Raw genomic sequence first — 283 nt, forward strand, 5'->3', positions numbered from 1 at the left:
CGCTCCATCGAGGTGCGGGAAGGACAGCGTGTGAAGGCCGGTCAGTTGCTGGCCCGGCTCGACGCCACCTTTGCCTCTGCCGATCTCGCGGCATTGGCCACCCAGGTCGCGACCCTTGAAGCCGAAGTTGCGCGCTTGAAGGCGGAGGCCGATGGAAAGCCTTTCAGCTATGACGGGCTCGACCCGAGCTGGACGCTGCAGGCCTCGATCTTCGATCGCCGCAAGGCGGTGTATGATGCCAAGCTGGAAAGCTTCGACCGGCAGAGTGACGAGCTCACGTCAG

The 283-nt window shown here is 64.0% G+C and carries 1 pseudogene; it reads left to right on the forward strand.

Annotated elements, in window-relative coordinates:
* Positions 1 to 30: 30 nt before the first annotated feature.
* Positions 31 to 283: pseudogene (locus EN852_RS40135) on the forward strand (HlyD family secretion protein); the annotation flags it as partial.

Source organism: Mesorhizobium sp. M2E.F.Ca.ET.209.01.1.1 (assembly GCF_004010375.2).
GTDB lineage: Bacteria > Pseudomonadota > Alphaproteobacteria > Rhizobiales > Rhizobiaceae > Mesorhizobium.